This is a genomic window from Acinetobacter sp. GWC1_38_13 (genome assembly GCF_001767535.1).
GTDB classification, from domain to species: domain Bacteria; phylum Pseudomonadota; class Gammaproteobacteria; order Pseudomonadales; family Moraxellaceae; genus Acinetobacter; species Acinetobacter junii.
Genome location: NZ_MELG01000008.1, coordinates 1 through 16,149 on the forward strand (window position 1 = coordinate 1; position 16,149 = coordinate 16,149).

Annotated in this window: 18 protein-coding genes and 1 tRNA gene; 7 read left to right on the forward strand and 12 right to left on the reverse strand. The window is 38.4% G+C overall.

Annotated features, from left to right (window positions below; translation table 11 throughout):
• Window positions 1-207: 207 nt before the first annotated feature.
• The 4 genes from A2003_RS00730 (at window position 208) to A2003_RS00745 (ending at window position 2,607) form a co-directional block, all read left to right on the forward strand.
• A tRNA-Arg gene (locus A2003_RS00730) sits at window positions 208-284 on the forward strand.
• Window positions 285-470: 186 nt separating this feature from the next.
• Window positions 471-968 (forward strand): YcxB family protein, encoded by a 498-nt coding sequence (locus tag A2003_RS00735; RefSeq protein ID WP_286686687.1) that lies wholly within the window; start codon window positions 471-473, stop codon window positions 966-968.
• Between the two features lie 33 nt (window positions 969-1,001).
• Complete coding sequence (locus A2003_RS00740; protein ID WP_286686688.1) at window positions 1,002-1,643, forward strand: fumarylacetoacetate hydrolase family protein; 642 nt, start codon at window positions 1,002-1,004, stop codon at window positions 1,641-1,643.
• A 67-nt stretch (window positions 1,644-1,710) separates the two neighbouring features.
• Window positions 1,711-2,607: a polysaccharide deacetylase family protein gene (locus tag A2003_RS00745; protein ID WP_286686689.1), complete on the forward strand. Its 897-nt coding sequence runs from the start codon at window positions 1,711-1,713 to the stop codon at window positions 2,605-2,607.
• 2 nt (window positions 2,608-2,609) lie between these two features.
• Here the strand turns inward: A2003_RS00745 and A2003_RS00750 are convergent, their stop codons facing one another.
• Window positions 2,610-3,410: a helix-turn-helix domain-containing protein gene (locus A2003_RS00750; protein WP_004951872.1), complete on the reverse strand. Its 801-nt coding sequence runs from the start codon at window positions 3,408-3,410 to the stop codon at window positions 2,610-2,612.
• 103 nt (window positions 3,411-3,513) lie between these two features.
• On the opposite strand from A2003_RS00750, the gene A2003_RS00755 reads away from it, so the two are divergent.
• Complete coding sequence (locus A2003_RS00755; protein ID WP_286686700.1) at window positions 3,514-4,422, forward strand: DMT family transporter; 909 nt, start codon at window positions 3,514-3,516, stop codon at window positions 4,420-4,422.
• Between the two features lie 26 nt (window positions 4,423-4,448).
• On the opposite strand, the gene A2003_RS00760 is transcribed toward A2003_RS00755, so the two are convergent.
• A complete protein-coding gene (locus A2003_RS00760; protein WP_286686690.1) occupies window positions 4,449-5,699 on the reverse strand; it encodes a YihY family inner membrane protein in 1,251 nt (416 codons plus the stop codon).
• Window positions 5,700-5,811: 112 nt separating this feature from the next.
• Between A2003_RS00760 and wrbA the strand changes: the two genes are divergently transcribed.
• Window positions 5,812-6,411: an NAD(P)H:quinone oxidoreductase gene (wrbA, locus tag A2003_RS00765; protein WP_286686691.1), complete on the forward strand. Its 600-nt coding sequence runs from the start codon at window positions 5,812-5,814 to the stop codon at window positions 6,409-6,411.
• Window positions 6,412-6,443: 32 nt separating this feature from the next.
• Here the strand turns inward: wrbA and lgt are convergent, their stop codons facing one another.
• On the reverse strand, window positions 6,444-7,256 hold the full coding sequence (gene lgt, locus A2003_RS00770) for a prolipoprotein diacylglyceryl transferase (protein ID WP_286686692.1): 813 nt from the start codon (window positions 7,254-7,256) through the stop codon (window positions 6,444-6,446).
• Window positions 7,257-7,362: 106 nt separating this feature from the next.
• Here lgt and A2003_RS00775 point away from each other — a divergent pair, with 106 nt between their 5' ends.
• The gene (locus tag A2003_RS00775) at window positions 7,363-8,145 is read left to right on the forward strand and encodes an NRDE family protein (protein WP_286686701.1); all 783 of its coding nucleotides are present in this window, start codon (window positions 7,363-7,365) and stop codon (window positions 8,143-8,145) included.
• A gap of 49 nt (window positions 8,146-8,194) precedes the next feature.
• Here A2003_RS00775 and A2003_RS00780 read toward each other — a convergent pair whose 3' ends face one another.
• The 9 genes from A2003_RS00780 to metX form a co-directional block, all read right to left on the reverse strand.
• Complete coding sequence (locus A2003_RS00780; RefSeq protein ID WP_286686693.1) at window positions 8,195-10,393, reverse strand: PhoX family protein; 2,199 nt, start codon at window positions 10,391-10,393, stop codon at window positions 8,195-8,197.
• A gap of 181 nt (window positions 10,394-10,574) precedes the next feature.
• Window positions 10,575-11,285 (reverse strand): twin-arginine translocase subunit TatC, encoded by a 711-nt coding sequence (gene tatC, locus A2003_RS00785; protein ID WP_171133387.1) that lies wholly within the window; start codon window positions 11,283-11,285, stop codon window positions 10,575-10,577.
• A 71-nt stretch (window positions 11,286-11,356) separates the two neighbouring features.
• Complete coding sequence (gene tatB / locus A2003_RS00790; protein ID WP_099948062.1) at window positions 11,357-11,800, reverse strand: Sec-independent protein translocase protein TatB; 444 nt, start codon at window positions 11,798-11,800, stop codon at window positions 11,357-11,359.
• Between the two features lie 12 nt (window positions 11,801-11,812).
• A complete protein-coding gene (tatA, locus tag A2003_RS00795; protein WP_004760687.1) occupies window positions 11,813-12,028 on the reverse strand; it encodes a Sec-independent protein translocase subunit TatA in 216 nt (71 codons plus the stop codon).
• Between the two features lie 243 nt (window positions 12,029-12,271).
• Window positions 12,272-12,895 carry an RdgB/HAM1 family non-canonical purine NTP pyrophosphatase gene (gene rdgB, locus A2003_RS00800; protein ID WP_286686694.1) on the reverse strand — a complete coding sequence of 208 codons (624 nt, stop codon included), beginning with the start codon at window positions 12,893-12,895 and terminating at the stop codon, window positions 12,272-12,274.
• 88 nt (window positions 12,896-12,983) lie between these two features.
• On the reverse strand, window positions 12,984-13,688 hold the full coding sequence (locus tag A2003_RS00805; protein WP_286686695.1) for an endonuclease/exonuclease/phosphatase family protein: 705 nt from the start codon (window positions 13,686-13,688) through the stop codon (window positions 12,984-12,986).
• A 75-nt stretch (window positions 13,689-13,763) separates the two neighbouring features.
• Complete coding sequence (locus A2003_RS00810; RefSeq protein WP_286686696.1) at window positions 13,764-14,351, reverse strand: tetratricopeptide repeat protein; 588 nt, start codon at window positions 14,349-14,351, stop codon at window positions 13,764-13,766.
• On the reverse strand, window positions 14,348-14,941 hold the full coding sequence (gene metW / locus A2003_RS00815) for a methionine biosynthesis protein MetW (RefSeq protein WP_039048178.1): 594 nt from the start codon (window positions 14,939-14,941) through the stop codon (window positions 14,348-14,350). The genes A2003_RS00810 and metW overlap by 4 nt, the downstream gene beginning before the upstream one ends.
• The gene (gene metX, locus A2003_RS00820; protein WP_004951903.1) at window positions 14,941-16,101 is read right to left on the reverse strand and encodes a homoserine O-succinyltransferase MetX; all 1,161 of its coding nucleotides are present in this window, start codon (window positions 16,099-16,101) and stop codon (window positions 14,941-14,943) included. Before metX ends, metW begins: the two co-directional genes overlap by 1 nt.
• Window positions 16,102-16,149 lie beyond the last annotated feature (48 nt).

The following is a 16,149-nucleotide window of genomic DNA, read 5'->3' on the forward strand; positions in this document are numbered from 1 at the left end:
TTGCAGCATCTGAGATTGGGTTTTCAGCTTGATGAATAGTGTTGATCGCATTATCAGCTAATAAATATTTAGGCGTTAAGGTTTTTAGCAATGTGTTTTTATTTGAATTTAAGATTGATAGGCGAATGTATCACCATTTGACGACGATAAGATGAAAAAACGCTTATCAATATGAAAAAAGTGCGTATAATGCCCCCTATCAAATATGCGCTCATAGCTCAGCTGGATAGAGCACTTGGCTACGAACTAAGGGGTCGGGAGTTCGAATCTCTCTGAGCGCACCAATTTGAAGAATTAACCGCTTAATAGCGGTTTTTTTGTGTCTAAAATTTATGTTATTTGCATATAAGTTTATAAATCCAAAAACTGAATCTGTTGCAAAGTTCATAGCAAAAAAAACAACAGTGATAGTGTGCCAAAATTAATTTATGTTCTAATAGGGTACGTCTTTCAAATGTAAGAAATAAGAAATGTCTGAACAACGTCCAACACTATCACTGCGTTATTATCTCAATTTAGATGAGTCTCAAGATGGTTTTGCTTTAGTGACTTTTGGTAAGAAAACCATCACTCGTTTTCTGACACCAGTGATTAGTATTGCAGTGATTCTATGGGGATTATATTTAGGTTTAACGGGTGTTGGTCGTTATTATGTTGCATTGGGTGTTTTTTTCTTGCTTATGCAAGGGTTAATGCGTTATTGGTTATTACCATTGCTGTTTAAACGACAATTTGTTCGTTACCAGTTTGGCAAAAGTGAACAGGGAATTGATTTATATCAAGACCAATTTGAGCTTTACGCAGCAGGGAAAAAGCAAACAGTACAATACACAGAGGTTCAATCTTTTGCGATTGGAAAGCTGACGTATATGTTGGAGTTAAAAAACCATACTGTTGTTATTGTGCCTAAACGCGCATTTACAGATTCTATTGATCAAAATAAGTTTGAAAATAGCTTTAAAAAATAAATTTTTCATCGGTTATAAAAGCAAGGAGCTTTCATGAGTACACATCCTTCAAAAATTGTTTGTGTGGGGCGAAATTATGCAGAACATGCAAAAGAATTAGGAAATGCTATTCCAGATCGCCCGATTTTATTCATGAAACCTCCAAGTAGTTTAGGTTACTTAGAAAAAGGAATTGATTGGAATAAAGCATTGGGTGAATGTCACTACGAATGTGAAATCTGCGTACAAATTGCACATCCACTTTCAAAAGAAACTGACATCTCAAAGGCATTAGAAGCCGTAGGTGCAATTACTTTAGGTTTGGATTTGACTCTTCGTGATCTGCAAAGTGATTTAAAAGAAAAAGGGCAGCCTTGGGAGCGAGCAAAAGCATTTGATGGCGCTTGCTTGCTTGCGGAATGGATTGAGATTGATGAAATTGGCGATTTGCAAGAGCTAGAACTTATTCTGATGATCAATGGAGTTGAACGTCAACATGGATTTAGTCGCGATATGCTATTTGATATCGGCGCTTTGTTAGTTGAGATCAATCAATCATTTAGTTTACAAACTGGTGATGTGATTATGACAGGTACTCCAGCAGGTGTAGGGGCATTGAAACCCCATGATAAATTGACAATGAAATTGATTACTCAGACTGGTGAGTATGATTGGAATACTTTTGTTAATGCATAATGCATGATCTTATGGCATTGATTTGAATGAATTAATGCCATTTTTTATATAAAGAATGAAAAATAAAATGAAACTGTGTTTTTTCCTTGTGATCTTATTGATCACAACTATCAGTCATAGCAAGCAGCTTGCTTTAAGTTTTGATGATGGGGTCAATCCTGATCTAAATCCGAATGCACAGCAAATTAATCAAAGAATTCTAGAACAACTTAAACAAAATCATATACGAAGTATTGTTTATCCAAGTGTAATTAAAATCGGTGATTATAAAGGCTTGAGTTTGGTTGCCGCATGGGGAAAGCAAGAGCATAAAATCGGTAACCACAGTGAATTGCATTCCAATTTAAATAAGGAACAGGTCACAACGCAGCAATATATTGATCAAATTTTCAGAGCAGAACAAGTATTTAAACCATTGACTGGTTGGGTTCTCAGATATCGTTATCCGTTTTTGAAAGAAGGTAATACCATAGAAAAAAGAGATGGAGTTGCGCATTATTTACAACAGCAGGGTTATGAATCAGGTGCTGTGAGTATTGATGCTAGTGACTGGTTTTATAATTTAAAATATCTTTCTTATACTAAAAATGGACAAACAGCTGATCTTGAAAAATTAAAGAATGCTTATATTGATCATTTATTGGATCGAGCAAATTATTATGATCAATTGGCGATACAGACTGTCGGGTATTCTCCAAAGCATGTATTGCTACTTCATGTGAATGCAATCAATGCAGCATTTCTCAATGATGTAGTCGAGACATTTAAGCTGCATCAGTGGCAATTTATAGATAGTGAAACTGCTTACCGAGATCCGATATATCGATTAAAAACAAATGTTTTGCCAGCAGGGGAAAGTATTGTTTGGTCTTTAGCTAAACAGCAAGCTAAGGCTCAGTTGCGTTATCCTGCTGAAGATGCGCCATATGAACTTGAGCGACTAAAACGGTTTGGTTTGGAATAAATTTAGCGTCCTTGATAGTATTTTCTAAACTGATCAGGGGTGTAATTCATCCAACGTTTAAACATATAAATAAAGGCTGATGAACTTGCATAACCTAAGTCTAGAGCAATACTTTCAATCGTGTAACCTTGATTTAATAAAGACATTGCTTTCATCACTTTTAAACGTTGTCGCCATTCGTGTAAGGACATCCCGAGTTCTTTTTGACAATGTCTCGCCAATGTTCTTTCAGTCATATTTATCATCGCTGCCAGCTCAGCTAGAGTGCTGTTGTCAGCAGGATGTAAATGTAGGTGATTTAATATTTGAGCTAAAGCAGGGTGCTCTGTACTGGGTAAATAACTCCCGATGATTTCGGCATGGGTTAAGGTATCAAGTAGAACATGCAATATTCGCAAATATTCCGGATCGTGATCTTTAAAAGCATGTTTTTGTATATGTTCAAGTAGTGCTGGCACCAGTGGTGCGGTCAGTAAAATTCCTGCCCGTTGAGGCATTTTTTCACAAAGTGATTCATGAACATAAAGGGTGCAGTGCGTTACATCATTTCGATTCACACCACTATGTTGAGTATGTGGTGGTAACCAAATCCCATACGGTGGAGGAGTGAGATAATGTACCTGATCAATATTTACTTCTAAAACACCATCAAAAGCATAGATAAACTCTCCCCAAGCATGCGCATGTTGTGGATAAACCGTTGCAGCAGGTGCATCGCGTATGCTGAGCCACAGAAGTTCTGGTATTTCGTTATAAGCAGGGAGTTCCTGAAAATCTTGAACTCGCTGTGCTGATTTTTTCATAGAAAGAATTGCCTGAAAACACACATATTTTGTCTCTTTTTCACTATATCATTAAAATACGACAGTCTTATAGTGGTTCAATATCGTGTATATGGAACTTGCTATGGACGAGCGTAAAGCCTTAGATCAGACAGCCTCAAGTCTAATGATCGTATTGTGTATGGTTTGGGGGCTACAGCAAGTTATTTTAAAAATGGCAGCTTCAGACATTAGTCCTTTGATGCAAATTGCTTTGCGATCTGGCTTAGCAGCATTACTTTTATTGCCGTTGGTGTTGCTTGATCAAAAAAGTCAATTAATGAATCCCAAGAACCTGAAAGCTGGGACATTAGTCGCTGTTCTATTTTCTCTAGAATTCTTTTTACTCGCACAAGCACTCCAGTTGACTTCTGCTTCGCATGCAGTTGTTTTGCTTTACACAGCCCCTATCTTTGTGGCGCTAGGTTTACATTGGAAGTTACCATCTGAGCGCCTAACGCTATTGCAATGGACTGGCATTGGTATCGCTTTTATCGGCATTGTGGTGACTTTTATTCGTTCACAACAGATAGGGGCAAATACATTTCAGCAACAGATCTTATGGGGAGATTTATACGCCTTAGCTGCGGCAATTGCTTGGGCGGCCACTACAGTTACGGTACGTTTATCCTCTTTGGCTCAAGCTGCAGTTACCCAAACTTTATTTTATCAGTTGGCTGGTAGCTTTATTCTGTTGCTAGGTTTGGCATTTTTCATGGGACAAGCAGTTGTACAGTGGACACCATTAGTAATGGGGAGTTTAGCTTTTCATACTTTGATCGTGTCTTTTGCTAGTTTTTTAGCATGGTTTTGGTTATTACGAAATTATTTAGCCTCTCGACTGGGAGTATTTTCATTCCTCACCCCTTTGTTTGGAATCATATTTGGCGTATGGCTGTTAGATGAGAATATAGAAGCAAATTTCATTTTTGGGACGGCATTGGTATTACTTGGAATTTTAGTTGTGAGTTTGCAGGGATGGTTGAGGAAATAAAAAGACCTCCAAAGAGGTCTATTCAATTATTTTTGTTCAAAAATAATTGAAAGTGGGATGGAGAGTTTTGCTGCTAAGTAGTCATTACTTTCCACTAGCGATGGCCCAAGGCGTTCAATCCATTCATCATCTTCATGAATATTGGCAACATCGTGGCTTAATGGCAATGGATACGGTAGAGCTGTAAAAAAGCTCCAAAAATCGACTTGTGCTAGATTTCGTACCAGAACATATTCGTCCGTATCGGTGCGTTTAATCAGATTTTGCTTTTCAAGCTGAAGAATGTAAGAGGGTAAACGACCAAGCTCACCACGACCAATAATATTGAGTAGCTCTTGTTCGCTAACACTTTCACCGATTTGTTGCTTACGGTAAAACAATTCTAAAATATCCAATAACATCAAAATTGGATGGCGCTTTTTTTCTTTACCAGAATGAAAGGCGGTGAGTGCATAACTCACTTCCACACCCAATAAAATGATATTCCAAGACAGATAGATCCAAAGTAGAAAAATAGGAACTGCTGCAAAAGCACCATAAACGATTTCATAGCTGGTGAAATTACTCATGATCCAGCCAAATAAACGTTTTAAAATTTCAAAAACGGTCGCGCTGAAACATGCCGCAATCACAGCTGAAAAAATTGGTACCGTCCGATTGGGGATCGTCCAATATAAAATGAAGAATCCGACAATGGTCAAAATAAAGGAAATGAGCCATAAAATTAATGCACCATCAAGCTGATAACCCGCAAAGTTATTACTTAAAACATTCATTGATGCGACAGTAGATGAAAGTACAAAAGCACTGCCTAGAATGATTGGACCTAAAGAGATAATTGTCCAATAACGCATAAAACCAACAAGACCTGTTCGAGTTTCTTTGACACGCCAGATACGATTGAAAACGGTTTCAATCGAAGACAGCATCAGTACAGTGGTGACAAAAAGAAACAGTACCCCAATCACGGTGAGGTTACTGGATTTTTCGGTAAATGCGTTCAGTGCCTTGTCAAAGGCAATGGTACTTTTTGGTAAAAAATTACTGTAAATCAATTGCTGTAGTTGTTGTCGAGCAGGCTCTAAGGCTTTAATTGAGGAGATAATGACTAAGAAAACGGTCAGCATCGGAACAACTGCAAACAAGGTGGTGTAGGTGAGTCCTCCAGCTTGTTCTCTACAGCGATCAGCTTCGAAACGCCGTAACACAAATACAATAAATTGAAACCATGTTTTTTCTAAAAAAGGCAGATTTTTTAGATAACGATTTAAGATCATGGGTTCTATCCTAGTTATTTTTAATAAAATCCTATGCATACATAGGAATTACTACCGCGAAAAGTATAAAAAATGTCGTATAGTGTTCTTTTTAACAAAATACTTGAAAGCGATGCAACCTTACGTTCTTGTTCTTTATTACAGTAAATATGGTTCAACTCGAGAAATGGCTCATCTAATTGCCGATGGAATTGAGTCTTCTGGTATCACAGCTCGTATTCGAACCGTTCCTAATCTCGCAACTGTTGTTACCCAAGCAGAACCGAGCATTCCTGCAGAGGGGGATGTTTATTGTACTTTAGATGATTTGACGTATTGCTCAGGTTTGGCACTTGGTTCACCTACTCGCTTTGGTAATATGGCGAGCGAGATGAAATACTTTTGGGATCAAACCACGAGTTTATGGTTGAATGGTGCTTTGCATAATAAACCAGCATGTGTTTTTACTTCTTCTGGCTCGATGCATGGTGGGCAGGAAAGTACTTTGCTTAGCATGTTACCGCCATTATTCCATCATGGTATGTTCATCATGGGGTTGCCAAATTCAATTTCAGCCCTGTCCAATACTAAAAAAGGCGGTACACCTTATGGGGCAAGTCATGTCAGTGGGCCTCGTCATGATCAAAGTTTGAGTGCAGATGAAAAAGTATTATGCGAAGCGCAAGGTAAACGTTTAGGTGATGTCGTAAAAGCATTGTTAGGAAAAGTTTAGATCTAAAAATGGGAGCATCTGCTCCCATTATTTTATTTTTTAATTTGCCAATCGTAGATTTTTTTCTGATAGGCATACCACATCATCCACAGTCCAATCAGTAACATTGGTACAGTGAGAATCTGACCTTTAGTCATCCAACCGAATAGAATAAAACCTTGATCTGCATCGGGCTGACGGAAGAACTCCATAAAGAAACGTGCAACTCCGTAGCCCATCAGGAATAATGCTGAAACCGCCATACGGGGACGTGGTTTAGCACTAAACCACCAAAGTATGATAAATAGAATCAGACCTTCACAGAGCGCTTGATAAATTTGCGACGGATGGCGAACTAAACCTAAAGGATCAGTTGGAAAAATCATACCAAATGGATAGCTAAGGTCTTGAACTTGACGACCATACAATTCACCACCAATAAAATTACCGATACGACCAAACATCAAACCTGTCGGTACACAGGGTGCAATAAAGTCCAAGGTTTGAAACCATGTTTTCTGATATTTCTTACACCAGAATAGCATTGCGATCATGACACCCAAGAAACCGCCGTGAAAGCTCATCCCACCTGTCCAGACTTGGAATAACCAAAGCGGGTTTTCTAAGAATTTGCCAAACTCGTAAAACAAGACATAGCCCACCCGACCACCAAGTACGACGCCTAGAGCGCCATAAAACACCAGATCGGAGACCATATCGGCAGTCCAACCATCACGTTGTTTAGCACGATAAGAGGCTAAGCCCCAAGCGCATAAAAATGCCAAGAGATACATGAGTCCATACCAATGCACTTTGACTGGTCCCAAGCTCAGCGCAACTGGATCAATATTTGGATAGGTCAGCATTGCTGTTCCTCAATTTAGAATTTGAAATTAAGTTTTGAGCAGATTGTAGCGGAATGATGTGAAAAATGTTGTACATTCAATGTGTAAAGATGTGAGAACAGAATTAATGTGTATTGTCGCTTTTGCATGGCATGTTCTTGATGATATGCCGTTGTGTTTAATTTTAAATCGTGATGAATTTTATCATCGACCAAGTGCTGTTTTACATCGATGGGATAACAGTTCGATAATTGCTGGGCAAGATTTACAGTCAGGTGGGGCATGGATGGGGGTCACTGAGTCTGGGCGTTGGGCAATCGTGACTAATTTTCGCAATGGACGAGATAAGAACCAATATTCAACTTCACGTGGGCATTTAATCCAGTCTTTTTTAGAAAGTGATTTAGCCCCCTTTCGTTTTGCACAACAATTAGAACAGCAACAGCAGGACTACGCTGGTTTTAATTTGTTTATCGGTGATCGAGAGCAAGCGGTTTATATGAGTAATCGGGGGGAAGCACCACAAGTCTTAGCGAATGGTGTTTATGTTGTTTCCAACGGTTTAATGTCAGAAGATTGGGAGAAAACCAAACATTTACGTAAACGCTTTACGCAAGAATTTTTACCAATGTTGCAACAATCAACGATGACAGAATCTGATTTGCAATATTCAGTCTGGGACATTCTGGAGGATGAACGTAAAATCATCCCAAACCTATTGCCAGATACAGGGATTAGTGTGGAAATGGAAGCGTTGCTGTCCTCGACTTTTATCCAAAGCCCAATTTATGGCACACGCTGTTCAAATTTTTTAAGGCTGACATCTGAGCAATGGCAATGGATTGAAAAAACACAACAAGGTGAACAGCAAGGAAATTTCATCGAATTAACTATTCCATTAGTAAAATAAAAAAGAGCCTATCATTGTAGATAGGCTCTTTGGGTATGATTTTTAGGGTTTAGCCTGCAATCACACCACCATCTTTACGAGTGATCACAACAGTCGCTGAACGTGGACGTGCAGTTTTGTTGCTTGGGTTCGTTTGAGTTGCTGGCCAGTTACTTGAAGGAGATGCATAGTCTGCAGAGTCTTCACCTGGATGCTGAACATTAATAAAGATTGCTTTGTAATCAGGTGTCATTGTTACACCTGTAATTTCACAATCTTTAGGTCCTACAAGGAAGCGACGCAAGGTTTCATCTGTTACTTTCTTACCAACTAAGGTTTCAGTACCATTTGAAGTCGTTGCTTTAGCTCCATCACCAATCTGACCTGGAAGTGCAGCTAGCATCATACAGTTCGTTACGTCAGTGTATGCGCCGTCATCTGTTTGAATCCAAAGTACACCACGTGGGTCAAACCACATACCATCAGGGCTTGAAAGATCATTATTATCTGTCAAACCTGAAAGGTTGATGTTTGCAGCTCCAGATGCCTCAGCACCAAATAGATAGATATCCCAGTTGAAGCTTTCAGCAGTTGTTTTATCAGCTGTTTCACGCAAGCGAATAATATGACCGTTTACATTACCTTTATTGGTTTTTGTACCAGCATATTTGTCTTCATAATTACGTGGATTTGCTGCATCAGTTGGATAGCTAGTACCGCGGTTCGAGTTGTTGGTTAATGTAACGTAGACTTCACCATTTTCTGGGTTAACCGCACACCACTCTGGACGATCCATTTTTGTTGCGCCAACTGCATCAGCTGCTAAACGAGCAAAAGTGACAACATCAGCTTGTGAGCTAAATGGATAGACTGAATTGCTTTGGTTCAAACCATTTTTACCAAAGGCTAACTCAATCCATTGACCCGTACCGTCATTATTGAATTTGGCAACATAAAGTTTACCTGCATTCATGTATTTATCACCAGCAGCATAGCCACCATTGATATCTTTTGGATCCCATTTTGCATCAGATACAAACTTGTAGATATATTCTCCACGAGAGTCATCACCCATATAAAAAGCAAGATTTTCTCCTGCAATTACACGGCTAGTACGGCAATCCTCATGAGCAAAACGACCTAAAGACGTACGTTTAACCGGATTTTGACGACCATCAAATGGGTCAATTTCTACCATCCAACCAAATGTATTTGGTGCATTACGGTAATCATTACCCGCTATTTCAGCTTTTACATCTGCATTCCAGCGATCATAAAGATCTTGTGAAAGTACACCAGCTTTTACTGTTTCCCAGCCATAACGAGAGCTTGAACCTGCTTTTAAACCATAGCGTTTAAGCGCAATGATTTCTTCTGGACGACGCAAGGTGTCATCTGTCGCACTACGAGCAAAGTAACCAATAAAGTTTTCTTCAGTCGTCAGGTAAGTTCCCCAAGGTGTATAACCATTACCGCAGTTATTATGTGTACCACGAGTTTGACGAGCTGCTGGAGAGTAGGCAGTAGCTAGAAGGGTTGAACCTGCAGCAGCACCAGCAAAATCCATCACTGTAGAACCTGTAATACGGCGGTTAAATACAGAGTTTTTAACCACTTCTACTTTATTTGTCGTTTTATCTTTTTTGATTTCGATCACAGAAACACCGTGAGCATTCACTTCACGAATGACTTCATCTTCAGGTCGACGACCATCAACTTTCGTTGGTCCCTTAGGGTGAAGGAAGGTTGGATTGATATATTCATGGTTCATAACTAATAAACCACGTTCAGATACATTGGCATCGTAACGTTGAGTTGAGCTATTTAAACCAAAGAATGTCATACCATCATGGCAATCACCAGAACGATATTCAAAACTTAAACCTGAAGGAATATTGTTATCATCCCACGCACCGTAAGCAGGATTGATTGAATCCCCTAAAGCATAAAGTACAGTTGCTTCATAACCTTCAGGCACTGTTACGATGTCATTTAGATTTTTAGCAACAGGAGAGAAGTTTAATTTTTCTGGTTTTTTATTTGGATCAACAGGTGTTGGCGGTGTTCCACCATTATTGCTCGAGTTATTATCGTCGTCGTTACAGCCAGTTAATGTCGATGCTAAAGTTAATGCAACAGCACCACTCGCAGTTTTAGTGATGAGACTACGGCGGCTAATGTGCTGTTCTAAAATGTCACGGAAATGAATATTATCCGATGTGTTGTTATCCAACTCTTGATCTTCATGATATGGCGATAGCTCGGTCATGGAATTTTTCCTAAAAAATATAACAGTTGTTCTAAAAGTTTTCCCCCAATAAACTTAATGTTTAAATGTGACGAAGCCTTGACACTTGTGTGACAGCTTTGTGAAAAATCAATTAAAAATTAAAGTAATAAAATTAAAAAAACAGGCGAGAAGCCTGTTTGTAGTAATAAGAACTAAGTAATCAAGCTGTTTTTCTTTTTTCGATAATCTTGCCAAAAAATAATCCAATCTCAAACAATAACCACATCGGAACGGCTAACATGATCATAGAAATAGCATCAGGCGGTGTAACAAACATTGCTACGAAAAAACAGCCAACAATGATAAATCTTCGTTTCTCAATCAGACTTTGTGTACTCACGACTCCAATCAGAATCAGAAGTAATGTAATCACTGGAATCTCAAAGGTTAAACCGAATACGAGAAATAGCTTTAAACAGAACGCTAGATAGCTATTGATATCTGTCATTGGCGCTACAGTTTCAGGTGAAACACTAATGAAAAAATGTAAAATCGAAGGTAATGCAACAAAATATGCAAAGGCAATTCCTGCATAAAATAGAAAAATACTGCTTAGTAATAACGGAAGAGCAAGTGTCTTTTCGCGTTCATATAATGCAGGTTTAGCAAATGCCCAAATCTGATAAATAATAAAAGGCATTGCTAACATCAGTGCAACAAAAAAGTTCAGCTTAAAGGGCGCCATGAATGTTGCAGTCACGTCTGTTGCGATCATTGATGAGCTAACAGGAAGTTGAGCTCGCAAAGGTTCAGAAAGTAACTGATAGGTGCGATTTGCAAATGGTAATAAACAAAAGAATAAGAGTAATAAAATTCCAACGATCTTGAATAAATGCTGACGCAAGATCATTAAATGCTTGGTAATCGGCATTTCTTCAAGTTCAATCTTTTGTTTTGATTCTTCAATCGATTGAGCAGGTAACTGAGAATGAGAGGATGTACTCATACGGCCACCTTAAATTCAGGTTGATGATCTGGTGCAGTAAAAATAGTGGTCTGAGCCTTTTGAATATTTTTTTCCACATATACAAATGAAGAATGCTCTTTCACATAGTGATAAGTAGGATAACTAATGTTATCTGTTGTTTGTTCTTGTTTACTTGGTTGAACAAACATTTCTCGTTTTTGTTGTTCGAGTTCAGACATTTGAGCTTGCATTTTTTGTTCTAGTTCAGCAATACGTTGCATTTCTTGCTGCATCTGCTCGCGTAATTCAGATAGACGTAATTCACGATCAATATCGTTTTGCACATTACTGACAAGGCGCTTCACTTTGCCATACCATTTCCCGACAAAGCGAGCTGCTTGAGGTAATTTATCTGGTCCAAGCACAAGTAAAGCAATAATGCCGAACACCAAAAGTTCGGACATTCCAACATCTAACATATTGTTGCTCGCTTAACTTTTGATTGAGCTTTCAGTATTTTTTACTTGCGCATCAATCGTACGGGGTTCATTTAGAGATGCTGCCGCTTCGTCATCTTTCATTGATTTTTTGAAATCTTTAACTGCACCACCGACATCTTTACCTAAGTTTTTAAGCTTTGATGTACCGAAAAGTAAAATAACTACGATTGCGAAAATGAGTACGTGCCAAATTGATAAACCAGCCATAATTTTATTCCTATACAAACTTTGTACATATCTCAACAGCTTGGCATGACAAATATGTGACACTTATATTGCAATTTTGCGACAGAGGGATAAATAGCTTTAAATAGTTGAATAGGTAATTTTACTTTTTGGTTTGTAATCAAGGTTTAACACAAGGTTTTTGTTATTCTAAATTCAGCGTATTTGATTTTTATTTTATCTAAAAGTGGTCTAGTTTTTATTAACTAGAGCACGCAGTGCGATTTATATTAAGCTAGCTTTGAAGAGCTGCATCGCTTTGCCACGATGACTGATTTTACTTTTTTCTTCTTTGCTGAGTTCAGCACTTGAACAGTTACGTTCAGCTACCCAAAAGAGGGGATCATAACCAAATCCATTTTCTCCGCGAGCAGTTTCTAAAATTTCACCTTTCCAAATACCTTGAAAGATTTGTGGTAGAGGGTCTTCGGCATGGGTGACCAATGCTAGTACACAAACAAACATGCCTTCAATCACTTCGCCGTCTTTGCGGAAAGGTGTGAGGTCAGCTAAAAGTTTTTGGTTGTTGGCAGCATCGTTACCATGTTCGCCAGCATATCGCGCTGAGTAAATGCCTGGTGCTCCCCCTAAGATCGGCACACATAAACCCGAGTCATCTGCAATAGCAGGTTTGCCTGAAAGTTTAGATGCATGGCGAGCTTTAATAATTGCATTTTCAACAAAGCTTAAACCATCTTCAATCGCATCTTCGATATTGAGTTGACCTTGAGGAATGATTTCGACGGGTAGATTGAGTTGTTGAAATAGATGATCAAATTCAGCAATTTTACCTTTGTTATTGCTTGCAAGCACAAGGCTGCCTTGATTAAGCCATAATGGAGTAGACATATATATTTTAGATCAGCTCAGATTGAGTGGGATTTTAATATGTTATTTTAAGATAGAATAGAAAATTGTTTAAATAAGATAAATTAGTTCAAGTATTAAGATCGAATAATATTGGTAAGTGGTCACTATATTGAAGCCATTCATCTTTATCAAAAATTTTAAAATGTGAGTTTCTTCCAGAGAATAAACTAGTATGACTAAATAAATAATCGATATGATAATTTTTTTCTTGGTTTCGATTCATAAAAAAAGTTGAATTCTTTTCCTTGCCTTGTTCTTCATATGTTAGTTCATGGTAAAGACTATGGATATTCATTGTTTTTAGCTGATTGACCACATCACTGTGATTCCACCAACGATCCCATACATCCCATTGAGCGTTGCTATTTAAATCTCCACAAATAATAGTTGCTTTTGTTGCAATAGCTGTATTATGTAATTGTAAATATTTCCATAGTTGTCCGATGTATTGGAATGTTGGAGAGTTAGCATATTTTGTCCAAACAGCTAACAATTGAAAGTCATCATTGATTTTAAGTGGTAAGAATAGTTCTAGGTTTGAATCTTCCCAATATAACTGTTCTAATTTAAATTGCTCTTTAGCAAAAACTCCTAATCCTTTGTTTTTATTATGGCCTTTCCATATTCGATTAGGTAGCCAACTATCATAAGTTCTTTGAGACTTTTCTTCACTTTCACATTCTTGAATTATGTATATGTCTGCATCAATCTCTTTTAATAATTCAATTTTCTTTCTGAAAGCACCATTACAGTTCCAAGTTAAAATTTTCAATTTTATTCCTTTATTAATAAAAAACCGACTCTCAACAGTCGGTTTTTTTAAATAAATCAGGTGATCTAAGCTAGTTTACTGCGCTTGAATCCATTTATCAGCACGGTCACGTGCGGTACGGATTTGCTCTTGAGTTAAGTTTGCAGCCAAAGCTGTTTTCTTACCTTCAGAAAGACTAATTACTTTAGTATCGAGCATGCCATCACGTGTTGAAAGCTCATACCACTGATATGCACCAACGTAGTTTTTCTTTTGCTCTTCCATCATGGCAAGATTGAAGCTTGCACGATTGTCGCCGTTACTTGCTGCTTTTTCGAAATATTTGCGAGCCAATACTTCATCTTTCTTTGTGCCAATGCCATCTGCATACATACGACCAACATTTAGTTGAGCCGCAGAGATCCCTTGATCCGCAGCAGCCTTAAACAATGTAAAAGCTTGTTTCTCATCTTTAGTGACATCTTTACCATATTGATAGCGTGTAGCTAGATAAAACTGCGCACCAGCTTGACCAGCTTTTGCAGCGCTTTGTAACTCGCCAATACTCATCACAGAGTATCTAGCTGCTTGTGTTGCTACAGACTGTGGTTGAGCAACATAGTCTGCATGCGTTTGAAAGCTGACTATGCCAAATAAAAACGTGCTGATTAATGTCTTTTTCATAGAGCGCTCACTCGATAAATTGCGACTTCACCAAATAGGTTCGGCATATGCTTACTCAGCACACTACCTTGTTGGTCACCATTAACGGCAAGTCGATTAATAATTTTAATTCCGTTTTCTGCACATAAGGCTTCGAAATCACGGAAAGTACATAAATGAATATTTGGGGTGTTATACCACATATAGGGTAAAGCTTCAGAAACAGGCATTTTTCCTTTCAAAGCAAGAAAAGAACGAGTCTTCCAATACGCAAAGTTTGGAAAAGTAATAATTGCCTGTTTTCCGACACGCACCATATCACGAAGTAATACATCGGGCGCATCTACAGCTTGCAAAGCTTGTGCCATAACCACAGAGTCAAACGACTGGTTGGCAAAACGGCTTAAACCCAAGTTTAAATCCTGTTGGATAATATTTAACCCTCGACTGATGGCAATTGCAATCTTTTCTTGATCAATTTCTAAGCCATAAGCACGAATATTGTGCTGTTTGCTCATATGAGCCAACAGTTCGCCATCACCACAACCCAAGTCTAGTACGCTAGAATTAGGGCTAATCCATTTTTCAGCGAGTCGTTGATCTATACGCATTAGTGAAGCTCCTGCGGTGTCGATTGCAACTGTTGTTCTCCACCTAAAAATGCTCGAAGTGTTTTGACATAAAGCGGGATTGGGAATAAGAACGAGTCATGCCCTTGTTCAGCATCGATATCTAAATAGCTGACAGGTTTATGATTATCAATCAAAGCATCAACCAATTCTTGTGAGCGACTCGGGCTAAAACGCCAATCTGTAGTAAATGAAATCACCAAAAATTTACATTTAGGCTTGCTCATTGCTTTAGTCAATGAATGTTCATACTCACGAGATGGATCAAAATAATCCAAGGCTTTGGTCATAATCAAGTAAGTATTTGCATCAAAATTGCGACTGAATTGTTCACCTTGATAACGTAAATAACTTTCAACTTGGAATTCGACATCAAAGCCGTACATAAATTTGCCTGATTTGAGATCACGACCAAATTTCTGTTTCATCGCTTCTTCAGACAAATAAGTAATATGACCAACCATACGAGCCAAAATCAAACCGCGTTTTGGATAACTGTCATGTTCAAGATAACGACCGTGATGGAAGTCAGGGTCGGATAGAATTGATTGGCGAGCAACTTCATTAAAGGCAATATTTTGTGCAGAAAGTTTAGGTGCACTGGCAATGATGGCACACTTTTGTAAGCGGTCAGGATAATCCAATGACCATTGTAATGCTTGCATTCCACCTAAGGAGCCACCAATCACCGCATACCAAATATCAATACCAAGACGATCAGATAACATGGCTTGAGTTTTTACCCAGTCACGAACTGTAACTAGTGGAAAATCAGGACCATAAGGACGGTTTTCATTTTCTGGGTTTGGTGAAGTTGGTCCTGTAGAACCATTACAGCCACCGATATTATTTAAAGAAACGACAAAAAAATGATTTGTATCAATCGCTTTTCCAGGTCCAATACAACTGTCCCACCAGCCAGCCTTTTTATCATCTTCATGATGATAGCCTGCGGCATGATGATGACCTGACAATGCATGACAAATTAAAATGGCATTCGACTTATCTGCATTGAGTGTTCCATAGGTTTCAACCATTAAATCAAAACGGGGCAGAATACGCCCGCATTCAAGTTCAAGAGGTTGTTCGAACTGAAACTTTTGTGGTGTGACTAAACCCACTGAATCCGATGGAAAAGACACTGGAATAATTCGCCTGTATAAATCTTTTATCAATAATGAAAAGGATAC

Excerpts from the sequence above, each read along its gene's own strand:
- A2003_RS00735 (WP_286686687.1), top strand. The coding sequence starts at position 471 with ATGTCTGAACAACGTCCAACACTATCACTGCGTTATTATCTCAATTTA.
- A2003_RS00740 (WP_286686688.1), top strand. The coding sequence starts at position 1,002 with ATGAGTACACATCCTTCAAAAATTGTTTGTGTGGGGCGAAATTATGCA.
- A2003_RS00745 (WP_286686689.1), top strand. The coding sequence starts at position 1,711 with ATGAAACTGTGTTTTTTCCTTGTGATCTTATTGATCACAACTATCAGT.
- A2003_RS00750 (WP_004951872.1), bottom strand. The coding sequence starts at position 3,410 with ATGAAAAAATCAGCACAGCGAGTTCAAGATTTTCAGGAACTCCCTGCT.
- A2003_RS00755 (WP_286686700.1), top strand. The coding sequence starts at position 3,514 with ATGGACGAGCGTAAAGCCTTAGATCAGACAGCCTCAAGTCTAATGATC.
- A2003_RS00760 (WP_286686690.1), bottom strand. The coding sequence starts at position 5,699 with ATGATCTTAAATCGTTATCTAAAAAATCTGCCTTTTTTAGAAAAAACA.
- wrbA (WP_286686691.1), top strand. The coding sequence starts at position 5,812 with ATGCAACCTTACGTTCTTGTTCTTTATTACAGTAAATATGGTTCAACT.
- lgt (WP_286686692.1), bottom strand. The coding sequence starts at position 7,256 with ATGCTGACCTATCCAAATATTGATCCAGTTGCGCTGAGCTTGGGACCA.
- A2003_RS00775 (WP_286686701.1), top strand. The coding sequence starts at position 7,363 with ATGTGTATTGTCGCTTTTGCATGGCATGTTCTTGATGATATGCCGTTG.
- A2003_RS00780 (WP_286686693.1), bottom strand. The coding sequence starts at position 10,393 with ATGACCGAGCTATCGCCATATCATGAAGATCAAGAGTTGGATAACAAC.
- tatC (WP_171133387.1), bottom strand. The coding sequence starts at position 11,285 with ATGCCGATTACCAAGCATTTAATGATCTTGCGTCAGCATTTATTCAAG.
- tatB (WP_099948062.1), bottom strand. The coding sequence starts at position 11,800 with ATGTTAGATGTTGGAATGTCCGAACTTTTGGTGTTCGGCATTATTGCT.
- tatA (WP_004760687.1), bottom strand. The coding sequence starts at position 12,028 with ATGGCTGGTTTATCAATTTGGCACGTACTCATTTTCGCAATCGTAGTT.
- rdgB (WP_286686694.1), bottom strand. The coding sequence starts at position 12,895 with ATGTCTACTCCATTATGGCTTAATCAAGGCAGCCTTGTGCTTGCAAGC.
- A2003_RS00810 (WP_286686696.1), bottom strand. The coding sequence starts at position 14,351 with ATGAAAAAGACATTAATCAGCACGTTTTTATTTGGCATAGTCAGCTTT.
- metW (WP_039048178.1), bottom strand. The coding sequence starts at position 14,941 with ATGCGTATAGATCAACGACTCGCTGAAAAATGGATTAGCCCTAATTCT.